Below are 18,645 nucleotides of genomic sequence, written 5' to 3'. Positions count from 1 at the left end.
CGTGGACAGAGTTCTCATCGTCATCGGATTCATCCTGTTCTGGGCACTGATGATCGCGCTGATCTTCTGGGGTTGGCGAGGACGGCAGAAGCGCCAGGAAGAGCGAATCGGTGACTTCCCGGCCGTGCCGGACGATCTGGGAGCAACCCTCGTCGAGCCGAGCACCGGCCTGTACGTCGGCAGCACCATCGCTCCGAGCTGGCAGGACCGCATCGCCGTCGGCGACATCGGCCACCGCGCCACCGGTGAACTGTCCCGACACGAGAAGGGCATCCTGCTCGACCGAGACGGTGAATCTCCCATCTGGATCCCGGCGGAATCGATCCGCGCGATCCGTACCGAACGCGGGTTGGCAGGCAAGGTCATGACCAAGGACGGACTCCTGGTCATTCGCTGGGAGCTGCCGACGGGGACCGAGATAGACACCGGCTTCCGGGCCGACGACAAGCAGATCTACCCGGTGTGGACAACGAGTTCCACCGGAGAAACCAAGGAGGAAACCGCGTGAGCAGCGCAGTTCTTGTTCTGGAGGACGGCCGGACATTCCGCGGCACCACATTCGGCGCACAGGGGCGCACCCTCGGCGAGGCCGTGTTCTGCACCGGAATGACCGGGTACCAGGAGACTCTCACCGACCCGAGCTATCACCGACAGATCGTCGTCGCGACCGCGCCGCAGATCGGTAACACCGGCTGGAACCAGGAAGACGGTGAAGCCGCAAGCGCGCAGGATCCCAACAAGATCTGGGTCGCCGGCTACGTCGTTCGAGATCCGGCACGCCGCACCTCGAGTTGGCGCTCCACCGGAACGCTGCAGGACCAGCTCGAGGCGCAGAACGTCGTCGGCATCGCCGGAATCGACACGCGCGCCCTGGTCCGGCACCTGCGCACCCGCGGGTCCATGCGTGCGGGAGTGTTCTCGGGCGACGCCCTCGGCACCTCCGACGAGATGCTCGCGCAGGTGGTCGGTCAGCCGTCGATGCTCGGTGCCGACCTCGCCGGTGAAGTGACCACCGGAGCCGGCTACACCATCGAGCCGACCGGGGATGCTCGATTCACCGTCGTCGCAGTCGATCTCGGTATCAAGACCAACACCCCGCGGATGTTCGCCGAGCGCGGTATCCGCGTGCACGTGGTGCCGTCGAACACCACCATCGAGCAGGTTCTGGAACTGAACCCCGACGGTGTCTTCCTGTCGAACGGACCGGGCGACCCGGCCACGGCCGACACCAGCGTTGCACTGACCAGGCAAGTGCTCGAGCGTGAGCTGCCGCTGTTCGGTATCTGCTTCGGAAACCAGATCTTCGGGCGCGCACTCGGCCGTGGCACCTACAAGATGAAGTTCGGCCACCGCGGGATGAACATCCCGGTCATCGAGCACACCACCGGCCGCATCGCGATCACCGCGCAGAACCACGGATTCGCACTCGAAGGCGAAGCGGGCGAGGAGTTCGACACCGACTTCGGTCGAGCCCGGATCAGTCACACCTGCGCCAACGACGGCACCGTCGAGGGCGTCGAGCTGATCGGCGGTAGCGCCTTCTCGGTGCAGTACCACCCCGAGGCCGCGGCCGGTCCACACGACGCCGCGTACCTCTTCGACCGTTTCACCAGCGTCCTTCAGGAGAAGAAGTAATGCCACGCCGCACAGACCTGAACCACGTCCTGGTCATCGGATCCGGCCCGATCGTCATCGGTCAGGCCTGCGAGTTCGACTACTCCGGCACCCAGGCCTGCCGAGTGCTGCGCGAGGAAGGACTGCGGGTCAGCCTCGTCAACTCCAACCCCGCGACGATCATGACCGACCCCGAGTTCGCCGACGCCACCTACGTCGAGCCGATCACGGCGGAGTTCATCGAGAAGATCTTCGCCCGCGAAGCCGAGCAGGGTCACCCCATTCAGGCAGTGCTCGCCACTCTGGGTGGACAGACGGCGCTCAATGCCGCTGTTGCTCTGCACGATCAGGGCATTCTCACCAAGTACGGCGTCGAGCTGATCGGTGCCGACTTCGACGCCATCCAGCGCGGCGAGGATCGGCAGAAGTTCAAGGACATCGTGGCCAAGGTCGGTGGCGAGTCCGCCAAGTCGGCCGTCTGCTACACGATGGACGAGGTCCGCGAGACCGTCGCCGAGCTCGGCTTCCCGGTGGTCGTACGTCCGTCGTTCACGATGGGCGGTCTCGGTTCGGGGTTGGCGTACAACGACGAGGACCTGACCCGGATCGCCGGCGGCGGGCTGGCGGCCTCGCCCACGGCGAACGTCCTCATCGAGGAGTCCATCCTCGGCTGGAAGGAATACGAGCTCGAGCTGATGCGCGACGGCCGCGACAACGTGGTCATCGTGTGTTCCATCGAGAACGTGGACCCCGTCGGCGTGCACACCGGCGACTCGGTGACCGTCGCCCCGGCCATGACGCTGACCGACCGCGAATACCAGAAGATGCGCGACCTCTCCATCGACATCCTGCGTGAGGTGGGCGTCGACACCGGCGGCTGCAACATCCAGTTCGCGATGGACCCGGCGGACGGTCGCCTCGTCGTCATCGAGATGAACCCGCGTGTGTCACGCTCGTCGGCGCTGGCGTCCAAGGCAACCGGTTACCCGATCGCGAAGATGGCGGCCAAGCTGGCCATCGGCTACACCCTCGACGAGATCGTCAACGACATCACCCGCGAGACCCCGGCGTGCTTCGAGCCGACCCTGGACTACGTGGTCGTCAAGGCTCCGCGGTTCGCGTTCGAGAAGTTTCCCGGTGCCGACGGCACGCTGACCACGACGATGAAGTCCGTCGGCGAGGCGATGTCGATCGGCCGCAACTTCACCGAGGCCTTCGGCAAGGTGATGCGCTCGCTCGAAACCAAGCGCGCGGGCTACTGGACCGGCCCCGAGGTCGAGGCAGAGAGCCTGGAGGCGTTGCTCGAGGATCTGTCCGTTCCTCAGGACGGTCGGATGTACGGGATCGAGAAGGCCTTCGCGATGGGTGCCACCCTCGAGCAGCTGTTCGAGGCGACCAAGATCGACCCGTGGTTCCTCGACCAGTTCCAGCAGATCCACGAACTCGGCGTTCAGGTTCGCGAGGCGGCCGAATTCGACGAGGCGCTGCTGCGCCAGGCGAAGTATCACGGTCTCTCCGACCGCCAGATCGCGGCTCTGCGCCCCGAACTCGACGGTGAGGACGGTGTGCGGGCGCTCCGTACCGAGCTCGGTGTGCATCCGGTCTACAAGACGGTCGACACCTGCGCCGCCGAGTTCGAGGCCAAGACGCCGTACCACTACGGCACCTACGAGCTCGACCCCGAAGCCGAATCCGAGGTCGCCCCGCAGCCGGACCGCCCCAAGGTGCTCATCCTCGGCTCGGGTCCCAACCGCATCGGCCAGGGCATCGAATTCGACTACAGCTGTGTGCACGCGGCGCAGACCCTGTCCGAGGCCGGTTACGAGACGGTGATGGTCAACTGCAACCCCGAAACCGTCTCCACCGACTACGACACCGCGGACCGCCTGTACTTCGAGCCACTGACCTTCGAGGACGTCCTCGAGGTGTACCGGGCCGAGGCGGCGTCGGGCACGGTGCGGGGCGTCATCGTCCAGCTCGGCGGGCAGACCCCGCTCGGACTCGCCAAGCGACTGAAGGCCGCAGGCGTCCCGATCGTCGGAACATCGCCCGAGGCCATCGACCTCGCCGAGGATCGTGGCGAATTCGGCAAGGTGCTCGACGCAGCCGGACTGCCGGCAGCGAAGTACGGCACCGCGACGACGTTCGACGGAGCCCGTGAGATCGCCGCGGGGATCGGCTACCCGGTACTGGTGCGTCCGTCCTACGTTCTCGGCGGACGCGGCATGGAGATCGTGTACGACGAGGCCTCGCTCGCGACGTACATCTCCAACGCGACGGAGATCTCGGACGACCGGCCGGTGCTGGTCGACCGGTTCCTAGAAGACGCGGTCGAAATCGACGTCGACGCACTGTGCGACGGCACCGAGGTCTACATCGGCGGCATCATGGAGCACATCGAGGAGGCCGGTATCCACTCCGGCGACTCGGCGTGCGCGTTGCCGCCGATCACACTCGGCAAGACCGACATCGAGAACGTCCGACGGTCCACCGAGGCTCTCGCGAAGGGCATCGGCGTGCGCGGCCTGCTCAACGTGCAGTACGCACTCAAGGACGACATCCTGTACGTTCTCGAGGCCAACCCGCGTGCGAGCCGCACCGTTCCGTTCGTCTCCAAGGCGACTGCGGTACAGCTCGCGAAGGCCTGCGCCCGAGTGATGCTGGGGGAGACCATCGCCGAGCTGCGGACCGCAGGCATCCTGCCCGAGACCGGAGACGGTGGCACCGTACCGGCCGGCGCCCCGATCGCGGTGAAGGAAGCGGTGTTGCCGTTCAACCGGTTCCGTCGTGCGGACGGAACCGGAGTGGACACTCTGCTCAGCCCGGAGATGAAGTCCACCGGTGAGGTGATGGGAATCGACTTCGATTTCGGTACCGCCTTCGCCAAGAGTCAGACCGCCGCCTACGGCTCGTTGCCTGCGGGCGGCGCGGTGTTCGTGTCGGTGGCCAACAAGGACAAGCGATCACTGATCTTCCCGGTGAAGCGACTCGCGGATCTGGGCTTCACGATTCTGGCGACCGAAGGCACTGCAGATGTGTTGCGGCGCAACGGAATCAAGTGTGAGCAGGTGTACAAGCAGTCCGGCGAGGACGTGCCGGAGGGGGAGCGGACCATCGTCGACCGGATACTCGCAGGTGACATCGCCATGGTGATCAACACCCCGTACGGCAACTCGGGCCCCCGCGTCGACGGGTACGAGATCCGTAGCGCCGCGGTGGCGCAGAACATTCCGTGCATCACCACGGTGCAGGGCGCGTCGGCAGCCGTGCAGGGCATCGAAGCCGGTATCGCCGGCGGAATCGGTGTTCGCTCGTTGCAGGATCTGCATGCGGGTCTGAAGCAGGGGCTGGGAGTGGAGCCTGCGGAACGACCCGATGGGCTGGGAGTGGAATGACGCACGATCGGAGTTGGTCGGATCGTCTGCGTTCGGCAGTCGCGGCGCGCGGTCGACTGTGTGTCGGTATCGATCCGCATCCGGCTCTGCTCGAGGCATGGGACCTACCACGCTCGGCGGACGGTCTCGAGGTGTTCGCCGAGCTGTGTGTCGAAGCGTTCGTCGGTGAGGTGGCGATCGTCAAGCCTCAGGTGGCGTTCTTCGAGGCCTATGGATCGGCCGGGTACGCGGTGCTCGAACGCACTGTCAGTGTGCTCAGGGACGCGGGCACCCTGGTGATCGCCGATGCGAAGCGCGGCGACATCGGCACCACGATGGATGCGTACGCGCAGGCCTGGCTCGAACCCGATTCGCCGTTGTCCTCCGATGCCGTCACGGTCTCGCCGTACCTGGGCTTCGATTCGCTGGGGGAGACCGTCGATCGAGCGGTGCGATACCGGCGCGGGCTGTTCGTGCTGGCCCGCACCTCGAATGCGGAGGGCTCGGCCCTGCAGCAGGCCGCGACGTCGAACGGTGGGTCGGTGGCTCAGTCGATCGTCGATGCCGCAGCCGCGCGCAATCGCGTCGATGCCGACACGGTGGGGATAGTCGTCGGTGCCACTCGTGATCACGGTCTCGACCTGTCGAACTACACCGGTCCGATTCTCGCGCCTGGTCTGGGAGCGCAGGGAGCAACGGTTGCCGATCTCGCGGAGATCTTCAGCTATTCGCGTGAGCTGTTGCTGCCCAACTCCTCTCGCGGTGTCCTGGCCGCTGGCCCGTCGGTGACGGCCTTGCGTGATGCGGCGACACGATTGCGCGACGAGATCGAAGCCGGTCTCGCATAGTCGATGCTGCGGCGCATCGGCGCTCGGGGGCGAGTTAGCGGTTCACGCGGGTCGTCGGTACGGTCGCTAACGCTGCCGACGAACAGTGCTGATCGCCAGTGCGCAGCGCTGATGACTGCGACCGGTGGCAGTGGAAGACCGATGGTCGACGTGCCGACAGCGATCGTGTGCGTCGTATCGCCCAGAAACGAGAAGACGGAGGAACCGACAGTGGCCCTTCCCCAGTTGACCCCCGAGCAGCGCGCTGCTGCCCTCGAGAAGGCTGCGATCGCCCGGAAAGCGCGCGCCGAACTCAAGGAGCGCCTCAAGCGCGGCGGCACCGACCTCAAGCAGGTGCTCGAAGACGCCGAGACGGACGAGATCCTCGGAAAGATGAAGGTCTCCGCGCTGCTCGAGGCCCTGCCGAAGGTGGGCAAGGTCAAGGCCGCGGAGTTGATGACGGAATTGGAGATCGCGCCAACCCGTCGACTGCGCGGTCTCGGTGATCGGCAGCGCAAGGCGCTGTTGACGAAGTTCGATTTCGAGGCCTGACGACGGTGAGTGACACTGCGGCGACATCGGTCCCGGAGATCGAGCGCGGCCGGTTGGTGGTGCTGTCCGGCCCCTCCGGCGTCGGCAAGTCCAGTGTCGTTCGGCTCGTGCGTGCGGCGCTGCCCGAGCTGGTCTTCAGCGTGTCGGTCACGACGCGATCGCCGCGGCCGGGCGAGGTGGACGGGCAGGATTACCACTTCGTCTCCGCCGGCGAGTTCGATCGAATGATCGCCGACGACGAGCTACTCGAGTGGGCGAGCATTCACGGTGGTCTGCAGCGGTCGGGAACTCCGGCCGCACCCGTCGAGGCCGCGCTGGAGGCGGGCAGCCCGGTGCTGCTCGAGCTCGATCTGGCCGGTGCCCGTGCCGTGCGGGTGTCCAAGCCCGAGGCCTTGTTGGTGTTCATGGCACCACCGACGTGGGACGACCTGGTCGCCCGTCTGGTCGGGCGCGCGACCGAGGAGAGCGCTGCCACCGAGCGGAGGTTGGAGACCGCACGGGTGGAATTGGCCGCACAGGACGAGTTCGACACCGTGGTTGTCAATACCGATGTCGACCATTCGTGCGAACAGTTGGTATCCTTGTTGGTCGGTAGGTCGTCGGTCGGCAACAGCTGACCAGTTTCACGGCGCACGAGGCCCCGACCAGCTAGTTCGTAGCACCAACGATGCAATTTCAGGAGATCATCAGTGAGCAGCATTTCAGCGGCCGTTTCCGACTTCGACGGACGCAGCGCTCTGCCGGCCTACGACACGCCGCTCGGCATCACCAATCCACCCATCGACGAGCTGCTCGCCCGCACCTCGTCCAAGTACGCCCTCGTGATCTACGCAGCCAAGCGTGCACGTCAGATCAACGACTACTACAACCAGCTCGGTGACGGCATCCTCGAGTACGTCGGACCTCTCGTCGAGCCGGGTCTGCAGGAGAAGCCGCTGTCGATCGCTCTCCGCGAGATCCACGCGGATCTGCTCGAGCACACCGAAGGCGAATAAGAACCTCACAGAGGACATCTGACTTGCGCGTTGTCGTCGGAGTCGGCGGAGGTATCGCCGCCTACAAGAGTTGTTCGCTCATTCGCAGCTTCACCGAGAGCGGGCACGAGGTACGGGTGATTCCGACCGCGTCCGCTCTGGAGTTCGTCGGGCGTGCGACGTTCGAGGCGCTGTCCGGCCAACCGGTGCACACCGGGGTCTTCGCGGACGTGCCGGAGGTCCCGCACGTGCGCCTGGGTCAGGAGGCGGACCTCGTCGTCGTGGCCCCCGCCACCGCAGATCTGATGGCGCGCATCGCCGGGGGACACGCCGACGATCTTCTGACGGCCACCCTGCTCACCGCGCGGTGCCCGGTGGTTCTGGCTCCCGCGATGCACACGGAGATGTGGGAGCACCCGGCCACGGTCGCCAACGTCGCGACGCTTCGTTCGCGCGGTACACACGTGATCGAACCTGCGTCGGGTCGTCTGACCGGACGTGACACCGGGTCGGGTCGGCTGCCGGAGCCGGACGAGATCTTCGCACTGTCGATGCTCGTGACCGAGCGAGCGGATGCGCTTCCTCGTGACCTCGAGGGACGGCATGTTCTGGTGTCTGCCGGCGGCACTCGTGAGCCTCTCGATCCGGTCCGTTTTCTGGGCAATCGAAGCTCGGGCAAGCAGGGATATGCACTGGCCCGCGTGGCAGCGCAACGCGGAGCCCAGGTGACGTTGGTCGCCGGGTACACCAGCGACCTCGACGATCCGGCCGCGGTCGACGTGGTGCACGTCAAGACGGCCTCGGACATGCAGGATGCGGTTCGTAAACTCGCCGTCGGTGTCGATGCAGTGGTGATGGCGGCCGCGGTCGCGGACTTCCGCCCGGAGTCCATCGCGGGCAGCAAGATCAAGAAGGGGGCGAACGAGCCGTCGTCGATCCCGTTGGTCCGCAACGACGACATACTCGCAGGCCTCGTCTCGGCTCGCCGCGACGGTGAGCTCGAATCGTCCACTGTCATCGTCGGATTCGCGGCGGAGACCGGTGACGCGGACGGAGACGTACTGACGTACGCGCGGGCCAAGCTCGAACGCAAGGGCTGCGACCTGCTCGTGGTCAACGCTGTCGGTGACGGTAAGGCCTTCGAGGTCGACCACAACGATGGATGGTTGCTCGGTTCCGACGGTTCCGAGGATGCGCTCGGCGAGGGCTCCAAAGCGCTTCTCGCGAGCCGCGTACTGGATTCTGTGGCGCAGATGCTCGACGCACGTAGTCCCCGAACGAGGTCGACACAGTGACGACGGTGAGGGTGCACGAGCGATGTCGCACCGGCTACCGTGCTGAGCACCACGTGTGAGGCCGTAGAGGTTTGCCTGGCTCCGGCAGGGGCGATAACACCGAGGGAACGTCAAATTTTCATGGAGTGCCCGACCGGCGCGCGGCGTCGGGTCGGACAGGAACATGCGTCGAGAGGAAGTCCGTGAGCAAGTCCGGTAGTCGGCTTTTCACCAGCGAGTCCGTCACAGAGGGTCATCCCGACAAGATCTGTGACGCCATCAGCGATTCGATTCTCGATGCTCTGTTGACGGAGGATCCGCGTGCTCGGGTGGCCGTGGAGACCCTCGTCACCACCGGCCAGGTCCACGTTGCGGGTGAGGTCAACACCACCGCGTACGCCGACATCCCCAAGATCGTGCGCGAGAAGGTGCTCGAGATCGGGTACGACTCGTCGGCCAAGGGATTCGACGGAAATTCGTGCGGTGTGAACGTCGCGATCGGCGCGCAGTCTCCCGAGATCGCGCAGGGCGTCGATCATTCGCACGAGGCCCGAGTCGAAGGACTGTCCGACGACGAGATCGACCGTCAGGGCGCGGGGGATCAGGGGTTGATGTTCGGCTACGCCAACACCGACACTCCCGAATTGATGCCGTTGCCGATCGCGTTGGCGCACCGTCTTTCTCGGCGGCTGACCGAGGTCCGCAAGAGTGGGGTTCTGCCCTACCTGCGTCCGGACGGCAAGACACAGGTGACGATCGAATACGACGGTGACAACGCCGTTCGCCTCGACACCGTGGTGATCTCGACTCAGCACGCGGCCGACATCGATCTCGACAACCTGCTCACCCCCGATATCAGGGAGAAGGTACTGGGGTCGGTACTCGCCGAGTTGGACGTGCCGACGCTGGACACGTCCGATGTGCGTCTGTTGGTCAATCCCACCGGAAAGTTCGTGCTCGGTGGTCCGATGGGTGACGCCGGGCTGACCGGTCGCAAGATCATCGTCGACACCTACGGCGGCATGGCACGGCACGGCGGCGGCGCATTCTCCGGCAAGGACCCGTCCAAGGTCGACCGCAGCGCTGCATACGCGATGCGTTGGGTCGCGAAGAACGCTGTCGCGGCTGGGCTCGCCGATCGCATCGAGGTCCAGGTGGCGTACGCCATCGGCAAAGCCGCGCCGGTCGGGTTGTTCGTCGAGACGTTCGGCACCGAGAAGACCGATCCCGCGCGCATTCAGGCGGCGATCAGCGAGGTGTTCGACTTGCGCCCCGGTGCCATCATTCGCGATCTGGATCTGCTGCGACCGATCTACGCGCCCACTGCGGCGTACGGACACTTCGGCCGCACCGACATCGATCTCCCGTGGGAGTCCACCGATCGCGCAGGCAAGCTCCGCGAGGCTGCCGGACTCTGAGTTCGGCGTCGACCGTTCTGCACGTACCCTGCTCGCACCGGCTCGGTGCTCCGTCATCGAGTGTGGGGTGAGAATCGAGGAGGAGGTGCGGTGGCGGGCGTAGCGCGGGTGGCGGCGTCGGATCTCCCGATCGCGCGCATTCTCCCGATGTTGCCGCTGCCGCATCTCGACCGAGAGTTCGACTACCTCGTACCCGAGGAGATGAGCACCGATGCTCGGCCCGGTGTGCGAGTTCGGATTCGGTTCGCGGGCCGACTGGTCGACGGTTTCGTGCTGGCCAGACTGGCCGAGACCGAGCACTCCGGCAAGCTCGGCTGGCTCGATCGGGTGGTGTCGGCAGAGCAAGTTCTGACTCCCGAGATCGCGGAACTGGCCGAGGCGGTGGCCGATCGGTACGCCGGCACCAGAGCGGACGTACTGCGTCTGGCGATCCCGGCTCGCCACGCCCGAGTCGAGGCGGAACCGACACCCGTCGTCGAGCCCCCGGTCGAGCCTGCCGTCGACGGGTCGGCATGGTCGGCCTACACCCACGGCTCGAACTTCCTCGACGCGTTGGCATCGGGACGCGTACCCCGCGCGGTGTGGCAGGCATTGCCCGGTGAGCGGTGGCCGGTGCGGCTGGCTGAGGCCGCTGCCGTGACCGTCGCCGCCGGTCGATCCGCCGTGGTGGTGGTACCCGATCAGCGCGATCTCGATCGACTGGAAACGGCCTGCACGGCTCTGCTCGGAGCCGACCGGGTGGTGGCGTTGTCGGCCGGACTGGGTCCGGCGAAGCGGTATCGGCAATGGTTGCGCGGTCTGCGATCGGGCCCGGTCGTTGTGGTGGGGACGCGCAGCGCCGTGTTCGCTCCGGTGTCCACTCTGGGCATGATCGCCGTCTGGGACGACGGTGACGACAGCTTCGCCGAGCCCCGTTCGCCGTATCCGCACGCCAGAGAAGTCGCGTTGCTCCGAGCGCACGTATCCGGGGCGGCGGTGGTGATCGGCGGACATTCGCGGACGGCGGAGGCGGAAGCTCTCGTCGATTCCGGTTGGGCACACGATCTGGTGGCTCCTCGTGAGCTGGTCCGTGAGCGTCAACCCCATGTGGTGGCCTTGGCGGACTCGGACCATGCGCTCGCGCGGGACCCGGCAGCCCGTGTCGCCCGGCTTCCCGCCATCGCGTTCGAGGCGGCGCGAACCGCACTGAAAGCCGATTCGCCTGTGCTGGTTCAGGTTCCGCGCGGCGGATACGTGCCGTCACTGGCGTGTGCGAAGTGTCGGCACCCGGCTCGGTGTCGCCGGTGCAACGGGCCGTTGGCCCTGCCGTCGGCCCCTGGAAGCGACGGAGCCGGCAGTCCGACCTGCTCGTGGTGTGGAATCGCCGACACCGCGCATCGCTGCACCGTATGCGGATCACGCAACCTACGGGCGGTCGTGATCGGAGCGGGCCGCACCGCCGAGGAACTCGGACGGGCATTTCCCGGCGTACCGATACACAACTCGGGAGGCGCCGCCGTGCTCGACTCCGTCCGACCCGGTGCCGGTCTGGTCGTGTCGACCGTCGGTGCCGAGCCGACGGTCGACGGTGGGTACGGCGCAGCTCTTCTGCTGGACGGCTGGGCCCTGCTCGGCCGGGCAGACCTGCGCGCGGCAGAGGAGACACTGCGTCGGTGGATGACGGCCGCCGCGTTGGTCCGGCCCGGCTCTGCGGGAGGTCGCGTCGTCGTCGTCGCCGAGTCCGAGATACCGACGGTGCAGGCGCTGGTTCGCTGGGATCCGCTGTGGCACGCCAGAAGTCAGTTGGACGAACGAGTGGAGGTACGGTTCCCGCCCGCCGTACACGTCGCGGCGATCGACGGAACCACCGATGCGATCACGGCGCTGGTGGAGGGTGCAGATCTGCCCGAGGCAGTGGAGATACTCGGACCGGTCGATCTGCCGGACGGCCAACGCGCACCCGCGGGCGGCGGTGAGGACGTGCTTCCCGGTGATGTGCAGCGGCTGTTGATACGCGTGCCGCGCAGCACCGGGGCGGCCTTGGCGCGGGCGCTGGCCGCCGCTCAGGCATCTCGTAGCGCCAAGAAGCTCGGCGGCGGAGTGCGGGTTCAGATAGACCCGATTCGAATCGGCTGACACTGCCGTCCGGGGCAGCCGTGGCCTAAGGTTGCGTCGGGGCGGCGCACGGGGCGCCGATGAGAGGTGGGTCGGGGACATGAAGAGAAGGCAGCTCTTTCGCCGTGCGACAACAGGTTTGGCAGTGGTGATCGGAGCCCGGCTCGTGGCACCTGCCTCCGCCGACGCCCTGCCCGGTACCGGCTCGGCGCAGCCGCCCACACCGGCCGTTCCGTTGGATCGACTGCTACGGATCGTGTCTCTTTCGCACGTCAACGATCCGGCGCTCACCCCGATTTTTCCCGGCGATCCCGAATTCTCGCTCGAGACGGCGTTCACCGTCGCGGACGACGGTTTCTACCTCCAGTACGTCAAGGAGGGCGAGCACACCGGCACGCACTGGGGAGCGCCCGCACACTTCCAGGAAGGTGGGCTGACCGCCGACCAGCTCGATCCGGAGGATCTGTTTCTGCCCGCGGTGAAGATCGACATTCGTGATCGGGCGGCAGCCGACGCCGATTACGCCGTGACCGTGGCCGACCTGCAGAACTGGGAAGCAGTCAACGGAGCCATTCCGCACGGCGCGGCCGTAATTCTGTGGACCGGATGGGCGTCACGCTGGGGTACCGACGCCTACGCGAACGCGGACGCGGACGGCGTGACGCACCAACCCGGCTTCTCGGCGGAGGCGGCGCAGTGGTTGATCGACACGGGCAGGCTCGCCGACAGAGGTGCCCTCGGAACCGACACCTTCGGACCCGACTTGGGCAACGACGAAACCTATCCGGTATCGGTCAAGCTCTACGACCGGCGTCGGATCAGTCTCGAGAACCTGACCAATCTGGAGTCGATACCGACCACGGGTGCCTACGTTCTGGTCGGCGGACCGATCAACCGGGCCGGATCCGGTTCGCCTGCAACCATTTTCGGATTGATTCCCAAGCTTCCCTGATCGGAACCGCTCGGGACCATGCGGAGTATTCCTGCGGTGTCGTAGGCGTAGACGCCGGCCTTGCCCGAGCGCTTGGCCTTGTACATCGCGCGATCGGCGAGGCGCATCAGCTCGTCCTCGTCGACGTCGGAGGTGTCGGTGCCGGCCACGGTCGTCGTCCCGTCGGCGGTGCGGTCGGGACGACCGATCTGCACCACACCCACGCACGCGCCGACCGACACCGAATGGCCGTCGATCTCGTGCGCGGTCCGCATGGCCTCGGCGATGCGGACCGCCGTGGTACGGCCGGTTCGCAGATCCGCGTTCACCAGGGCGGTGAACTCGTCGCCGCCGAAGCGCGCAACCACTCCGTCGACCACGCATCGGTCGAGGCGGCGGGCGAGTTCGACGAGTAGTCGATCGCCGCCGCCGTGGCCGAATCTGTCGTTGACGCTCTTGAAGTCGTCGAGGTCGATCAGCAGCAGGACGGCGCGGCCCCGGCCCGCCCTGGCGTCGTTCACCGCCGCTCGAAGGTGTTCGTCGAACGACGACCGGTTGAGCAGCCCGGTGAGTCCGTCGTGGTGCGCGCGATACGTCAGCTCGGCCTGTGCCAGAGACAGGCTCCGAAGCAGATTGTCGTTCTGAACCAGGGTGATCACCTGGCGCACGAGCGAGAGCAGCACCACCGCTACCCCGAGTACCACCACCGTCGAATCCAGGTCCCCGGTCTGCACGCGCAGTATCGCCAGCACGATCCCTATCGCGCCCATCAGCCCGTACGGCAACAACAGTTGTGTTCTCTCACCGGTGACGGTCTCGGTGTACACCCGCGCAGCTGTCGCCGATCCGTGCAGTGACGAGCCGTGTATCGGCGGACCAGGCGGATCATCCTCGACGGTCCTCGGGGCGGCGGCCGCGAGAGCGATGAGTGCAGTGCCTGCGATGAATCCGCCGTCGGTCAGAACCGGCATGAAGTCCGCACCGATGGCGACGAGGTACGCGTAGATGCTGTCGGACACCGCCATCATGAGGATTCCGGCACCGAGCAGGGTGAGTTGCGTTCGGTAACGCGACGCGATCTTCGGGATCACGGCGAGCAGCACGATCATGGCCACGAGAACGAGGTCGGTGATGGGATACATGATCGCCACGAGGAACGCGATGGACTCCGATTCCGACGAGTGCACGACCGCCCCGAGGACGGTGGCCCAGGACAGAACGAAGAGGGACCCGACGACCACGGCCCCGTCGAGCAACGACATCACCCAGACATGGCGTGTACCTGAGGCCGCCCGCCGGGGCGACGGGCCGACGAAGGCGAGCAGCGCGGGCACGGCGAAGATCGGGAAGAGAAAGAACCCCACGTCGGCGACCGATGTGTTCGGCAGCGGCATGTCGAGAGCGGATCGATAGAAAGCCCACACGGCCATGCCTGCGCTCCAACACGCCATTCCCGCGGCCATCAGAACGCGCCACTGCCGTTCGGAGCCCGTCCGTCTCGACGCCGTTCGCCAGCAGACGACCGTTGCGGTGATGCCACCTGCGAGCTGTGCGACGTCGTCGATCAGTACCGAGATTCTCTGGCCGAGAACGTTGGAGCCGGCGAGCAGAACGATGGCCAGGACGCAGCCGAGAACGACGGTCACGCGTCGCCTCGTCGATCCGGCCACACGGCCCCCCTCGTTCGTGAGCGATCGCTGTCGAGCCGGCCGCTGTACACGGTTCGTTGGACGTGAGCTCGCACCGACCGCGCCATTCTAACGAGCGGAAGCGATCCACGACGTGTTCCTCGTATCCGGAAAACGTGGAGGTTGCCTCTGGGTATTGTCAAAGTTCTATTGACGATATATCGTCGACTTGTCAATCGATACAAAGGAGAACGACATGAATCACGCATTCGAGGGATTCGCTCACGAATTCGGACGCCGCGCAGTACGTCGCCAGATGCGAGGCGCGCCCTTTCAGATGTGGGTCGCGCAGAGCGACGATCGAGGCCCGTCGGACGATCACGGTCCGCGAGAACGAGGCCGTGGAAGGAGAGCTCATGGTGAACGGAACAGGCACGGTGAGGGTGTCCCTTTCGGACGGGAAGGCATGCGCCCCGGCTTCGGTCCCGGCGGTTTCGGGCCGAACGGAGACTTCGGTCGAGGCCGGGGTCGGGGAGGACGCGGACGACGCGGGGACGTGCGCGCTGCGATCCTGCTACTGCTAGAGGAACGTCCGATGCACGGATACGAACTGATCCAGCAGATCGCCGCGAAGAGCAACGGAACCTGGAAGCCGAGTCCGGGTTCCATCTATCCGGCCCTGTCCCAACTCGAAGACGAGGGCTTGGTCCTGATCGACAAGGTGGCCGGCCGCAAGACGGCTGCGCTGACCGACGAGGGGCGAACGCACGTCGACGCTCATCGCGGCGATCTGGGCAGCCCATGGGACGACGTGGCAGAGTCCGTCGGTGTCGACGCTCGCGATCTTCGGGCCCTGATCGGCCAGTTGATGGGCGCAGCCGGTCAGGTCGCCGGAGTCGGCACACCGGCACAGGTGGAGCAGGCCGCCGAGATCCTCACCGAAGCACGCAGGTCGCTGTATCGGATCCTCGCCGACGACGGTCCGACCGATCGAGATCCCGACGACACGGTCGACGCCCCCGACGCGACGTGATCGGCACCTGCGGAATCGTCCGCGGCGCTCGCGACTCCCTAGGATGAACACCCGAGATCCTTTCGTCCATCCAGGGAGTTGCTCGAGTGCGCGTCGTCTTTGCCGGTACACCGGAGCCCGCAGTCCCGTCGCTGCAGCGACTGTTGGAGTCCGAACGCCACGAGGTGATCGCGGTGGTGACCCGGCCCGACGCCGCAGCCGGTAGGGGCCGCAAGACGATGCGCTCACCGGTCGGCCTGCTGGCCGACGAGCACGAAATCCCCGTGTTCGCACCCGCGAAGCCCTCGGATCCGGATTTCGTCGCACAGCTCACCGAACTCGCGCCCGACGTGTGTCCGGTCGTCGCATACGGGGCACTGCTGCCGCAGCCGGTGCTCGACATCCCTCGCTTCGGCTGGATCAATCTGCACTTCTCGCTGCTGCCCGCGTGGCGAGGTGCCGCGCCGGTACAGGCCGCCATCGCCGCGGGCGACGAGATCACCGGCGCCTCCACCTTCCTGCTCGACGCAGGAATGGATACCGGCCCGGTACTCGGCATCGTCACCGAGCGGGTGCGCGCAACCGATACGACGGGGGACCTGCTCACCCGACTGGCGTCGAGCGGAGCAGACCTACTGGCTGCCACCCTCGACGCGATCGAGGACGGAACGGCATCCGCGCATCCACAGCCCGAGGACGGGATCTCCTACGCGAGCAAGGTGAGCGTCGACGCCGCGCGCATCGACTGGACTCGGTCTGCGGCATTCGTCGACCGGCACATCAGATCGGTCACCCCCGCACCGGGCGCATGGACCACGATCGGTGAACTCCGCGTCAAGATCGCTCCGACAACGCCCTCGGAGGACACGTTGGCCCCGGGCGAGATATCGGTGCGAAAGTCCGGCGTACACATCGGAACAGGCACGACGGCAGTGGTTCTCGGCGAAGTTCAGCCGCAGGGCAAGAAGCTCATGAAGGCACTCGACTGGGCGCGCGGCGCTCGGCTGGACGATACGGCGGTAGCACGATGACAGAACCCGACAGGCCCCGAAAGCGCGAGTCCAGTCCAGCTCGCAAGCACGTCAAGAAGTCGCCCGGAGCCCGCGGGCCGAAGGGAAACCGGCCCCCGCAAGGCGCGGGACCGCGTGCCGTCGACGCGATCGACCCTGCCCGCCGGGCTGCCCGGGACGTCCTCAAGGCGGTACGCGAGCGGGATGCCTACGCCAATCTGGTGCTTCCGGGCCTGCTACGAGAGCGCAAACTGGACTCGCGCGACGCGGCACTGGCCACCGAACTCGCCTACGGCGCGTCCCGCGCGCGTGGTGTGCTCGACGCGGTGATCGCCCGTGCAGCCGGTCGGCCTGCCGCCGAGATCGACGGGCCGCTGCTCGACATTCTGCGACTCGGCTCCTACCAACTGCTCCGGACCCGAGTGGCACCGCACGCGGCCGTCGCCACGTCGGTGGACCTTGCTCGGGCCGAATTCGGCACCGGCAAAGCAGGTTTCGTCAACGCGGTACTGCGCCGCGTGTCCGAGCGGACGGCTGCCCAGTGGGTCGACGAGCTCGCGCCCGCTGCGGCAACCGATCCCGTCGGCCACCTCGCGTTCGAGTACGCCCATCCCAAGTGGATCGCGCAGGCCTTCGCCGATGCACTCGGTGCCGACGCCGGTGAACTCGCCGCGGTGCTCGAGGCCGACGACGCCCGTCCCTCGGTCCACCTGGTGGCTCGGCCCGGTGAGATCTCCGCCGAGGAACTGGCGCTGATCACCGGGGGAGAAGAGGGACCCTATTCGCCGTACGCAGTGCACCTCGACGGCGGAGATCCCGGCAAGCTCGACGCCGTCCGGGACGGACTGGCCGGGGTGCAGGACGAAGGAAGTCAACTCGTCGGCCGAGCGCTCACCTTGGCGCCGCTCGTCGGCGAGGACGGTGGCCGGTGGCTGGACCTGTGCGCCGGACCGGGCGGTAAAGCTGCCCTCCTCGGTGCCATCGCCGAGATCGACGGTGCCACGGTCGACGCCGTCGAACCGACGCCGCACCGAGCCGATCTGGTGTCCAAGACGACGAAGGACCTTCCGGTGACGGTGCACACCGTCGACGGCAGGCAGTCCGGACTCGACGGCGGCTACGATCGCGTGCTCGTGGACGCGCCCTGCACCGGGCTCGGTGCTCTGCGACGCAGGCCCGAGGCCCGGTGGCGACGACTGCCCTCCGATGTGGCGGCACTGGTGACATTGCAGAAGGAACTGCTGGCCGCGGCAATCGAGCTGGTCCGCCCGGGCGGAGTGGTGCTGTATTCGACGTGTTCGCCGCACCTGTCCGAAACCACCGCCGTCGTCGCCGACGCGGTCCGCCGCTACGGCGTCGAACAGCTCGACACCCGCGAGCTGGTCCCAGGAGTGCCGCAACTCGGCGACGGTACATCGGTGCAATTGTGGCCGCATCGACACGGCACGGACGCAATGTTCATGGCGGCGCTGCGTAAGCCGATGTGACCGGTGAGCCGTCGTGACCGGGAAGCGGTGTGATCAGTTGCCGGCCAGGAACGTCTCGGCCACGTCTGTCGGGGCGTGGACCAGCCACCCGTCGATAATCAGTTCACGCAGTTCGTCGTCCTCGGTGTTGTCGAGGTCGACCAGAACGGCAGCGAACCCGTCGAAATGCGAGATGGTGAAACACGCCCGCGGGTGTGCGGCGAGAATCGCTTCCTTCTCGTTGAGATCCGCGGTGCGGACGGCGAGAATCGGTCCGCTGGGCGGGATCTCGCTGCCGAACCGCTTCAGATCGGCTTTGCTGAACGGGCGGACCCACGCGAACACGTTCTTGCCCACCGACCACGCCGGACGGCCGTACCGGACACTCTCGGTGACCTCGGGCAACTCGGCGATCACCGCTGTCACGGAATCCATGGTGGTCATGGGCGAACGATACCGGCTGGGCTAGGC

At 66.6% G+C, this 18,645-nt stretch carries 17 protein-coding genes; 14 read left to right on the top strand and 3 right to left on the bottom strand.

Going from position 1 to position 18,645, the window contains the following annotated elements:
* Position 1 precedes the first annotated feature (1 nt).
* From CH276_RS16585 to CH276_RS16535, 11 genes are all read left to right on the top strand, one after another.
* A complete protein-coding gene (locus tag CH276_RS16585; RefSeq protein WP_094630030.1) occupies positions 2–508 on the top strand; it encodes a PH-like domain-containing protein in 507 nt (168 codons plus the stop codon).
* The gene (carA, locus tag CH276_RS16580; protein ID WP_032397989.1) at positions 505–1,635 is read left to right on the top strand and encodes a glutamine-hydrolyzing carbamoyl-phosphate synthase small subunit; all 1,131 of its coding nucleotides are present in this window, start codon (positions 505–507) and stop codon (positions 1,633–1,635) included. The genes CH276_RS16585 and carA overlap by 4 nt, the downstream gene beginning before the upstream one ends.
* Positions 1,635–5,009: a carbamoyl-phosphate synthase large subunit gene (carB, locus tag CH276_RS16575; RefSeq protein WP_094630029.1), complete on the top strand. Its 3,375-nt coding sequence runs from the start codon at positions 1,635–1,637 to the stop codon at positions 5,007–5,009. The genes carA and carB overlap by 1 nt, the downstream gene beginning before the upstream one ends.
* Positions 5,006–5,836 (top strand): orotidine-5'-phosphate decarboxylase, encoded by an 831-nt coding sequence (gene pyrF, locus CH276_RS16570; RefSeq protein WP_094630028.1) that lies wholly within the window; start codon positions 5,006–5,008, stop codon positions 5,834–5,836. Before carB ends, pyrF begins: the two co-directional genes overlap by 4 nt.
* A 210-nt stretch (positions 5,837–6,046) precedes the next feature.
* Positions 6,047–6,367 carry an integration host factor, actinobacterial type gene (gene mihF / locus CH276_RS16565; RefSeq protein ID WP_045199768.1) on the top strand — a complete coding sequence of 107 codons (321 nt, stop codon included), beginning with the start codon at positions 6,047–6,049 and terminating at the stop codon, positions 6,365–6,367.
* 5 nt (positions 6,368–6,372) lie between these two features.
* Positions 6,373–6,984: a guanylate kinase gene (gene gmk, locus CH276_RS16560; RefSeq protein ID WP_094630027.1), complete on the top strand. Its 612-nt coding sequence runs from the start codon at positions 6,373–6,375 to the stop codon at positions 6,982–6,984.
* Between the two features lie 72 nt (positions 6,985–7,056).
* Positions 7,057–7,362, top strand: a complete 306-nt coding sequence (rpoZ, locus tag CH276_RS16555) for a DNA-directed RNA polymerase subunit omega (RefSeq protein WP_032377808.1) — start codon at positions 7,057–7,059, stop codon at positions 7,360–7,362.
* Positions 7,363–7,385: 23 nt separating this feature from the next.
* On the top strand, positions 7,386–8,636 hold the full coding sequence (coaBC, locus tag CH276_RS16550; RefSeq protein ID WP_094630026.1) for a bifunctional phosphopantothenoylcysteine decarboxylase/phosphopantothenate--cysteine ligase CoaBC: 1,251 nt from the start codon (positions 7,386–7,388) through the stop codon (positions 8,634–8,636).
* Between the two features lie 182 nt (positions 8,637–8,818).
* Entirely contained in the window at positions 8,819–10,033 is a 1,215-nt protein-coding gene (gene metK, locus CH276_RS16545; protein WP_032397994.1) for a methionine adenosyltransferase, read from the top strand.
* Positions 10,034–10,180: 147 nt separating this feature from the next.
* Entirely contained in the window at positions 10,181–12,148 is a 1,968-nt protein-coding gene (locus tag CH276_RS16540) for a primosomal protein N' (RefSeq protein WP_176459317.1), read from the top strand.
* A gap of 79 nt (positions 12,149–12,227) precedes the next feature.
* Complete coding sequence (locus CH276_RS16535) at positions 12,228–13,079, top strand: cyclase family protein (protein WP_094630025.1); 852 nt, start codon at positions 12,228–12,230, stop codon at positions 13,077–13,079.
* On the opposite strand, the gene CH276_RS29185 is transcribed toward CH276_RS16535, so the two are convergent.
* Together CH276_RS29185 and CH276_RS29025 are read right to left on the bottom strand one after the other, a co-directional pair.
* Positions 12,995–14,704: a GGDEF domain-containing protein gene (locus CH276_RS29185; protein WP_303396060.1), complete on the bottom strand. Its 1,710-nt coding sequence runs from the start codon at positions 14,702–14,704 to the stop codon at positions 12,995–12,997. The genes CH276_RS16535 and CH276_RS29185 overlap by 85 nt on opposite strands.
* 214 nt (positions 14,705–14,918) lie before the next feature.
* Positions 14,919–15,104: a hypothetical protein gene (locus CH276_RS29025; protein ID WP_254924128.1), complete on the bottom strand. Its 186-nt coding sequence runs from the start codon at positions 15,102–15,104 to the stop codon at positions 14,919–14,921.
* Here CH276_RS29025 and CH276_RS16525 point away from each other — a divergent pair.
* The 3 genes from CH276_RS16525 to CH276_RS16515 all read left to right on the top strand — a co-directional run bounded on the left by CH276_RS16525 (position 15,024) and on the right by CH276_RS16515 (position 18,195).
* Entirely contained in the window at positions 15,024–15,719 is a 696-nt protein-coding gene (locus tag CH276_RS16525) for a PadR family transcriptional regulator (RefSeq protein WP_254924125.1), read from the top strand. The two genes, CH276_RS29025 and CH276_RS16525, sit on opposite strands and share 81 nt — an antisense overlap.
* Before the next feature lie 86 nt (positions 15,720–15,805).
* A complete protein-coding gene (gene fmt, locus CH276_RS16520) occupies positions 15,806–16,729 on the top strand; it encodes a methionyl-tRNA formyltransferase (RefSeq protein WP_094630023.1) in 924 nt (307 codons plus the stop codon).
* Complete coding sequence (locus CH276_RS16515) at positions 16,726–18,195, top strand: RsmB/NOP family class I SAM-dependent RNA methyltransferase (protein WP_176459283.1); 1,470 nt, start codon at positions 16,726–16,728, stop codon at positions 18,193–18,195. Before fmt ends, CH276_RS16515 begins: the two co-directional genes overlap by 4 nt.
* 33 nt (positions 18,196–18,228) lie before the next feature.
* On the opposite strand, the gene CH276_RS16510 is transcribed toward CH276_RS16515, so the two are convergent.
* Positions 18,229–18,618 carry an MmcQ/YjbR family DNA-binding protein gene (locus CH276_RS16510; protein ID WP_032397999.1) on the bottom strand — a complete coding sequence of 130 codons (390 nt, stop codon included), beginning with the start codon at positions 18,616–18,618 and terminating at the stop codon, positions 18,229–18,231.
* Positions 18,619–18,645: the final 27 nt, after the last annotated feature.

It is taken from the genome of Rhodococcus sp. 06-470-2, from assembly GCF_002258235.1.
Taxonomy (GTDB): domain Bacteria; phylum Actinomycetota; class Actinomycetes; order Mycobacteriales; family Mycobacteriaceae; genus Rhodococcoides.
Note: the sequence above shows the minus strand (reverse complement) of the source record. Positions and strands in the feature narration are given on the sequence as shown.